At 40.2% G+C, this 363-nt stretch carries 1 pseudogene; it reads left to right on the top strand.

Annotated features, from left to right (window positions below):
* Positions 1-363 (top strand): annotated as a pseudogene (locus IIF7_RS20955) (TraG family conjugative transposon ATPase); the annotation flags it as partial.

Raw genomic sequence — 363 nt, 5'->3', positions numbered from 1 at the left:
GGGAGGATCCTATGCGAAATTTGCTAAGCTTTATCCTCAGGAACATCTAATATTACGTTATGAACCCGGAAAATCTTTAGGGATCAATCCGTTTTATTGTGAGAGTGGTATACCTTCGCCGGAACTTCTGGAAGAACTTAGTATTTTCTTATTAGAGTTGACGGCTTTCGATACCAATTCAAAAGCCCAAAGTGTGAGCCTTAAAAACTGGTTAAGACACTATTATGAGTCTACAAGTGCTCCCTATAACTTACAGGCATTCTATGATTTTCTATTCGACCTTGATTCCGGTACCTGCGGGAAAGACAATGCTGTAAGTCCCAATCATATACTTCGGGATGTTCAATCAGGGATAGACAGCAT

This window comes from Zunongwangia atlantica 22II14-10F7, from assembly GCF_002094855.1.
Classification (GTDB): domain Bacteria; phylum Bacteroidota; class Bacteroidia; order Flavobacteriales; family Flavobacteriaceae; genus Zunongwangia; species Zunongwangia atlantica.
Note: the sequence above shows the minus strand (reverse complement) of the source record. Positions and strands in the feature narration are given on the sequence as shown.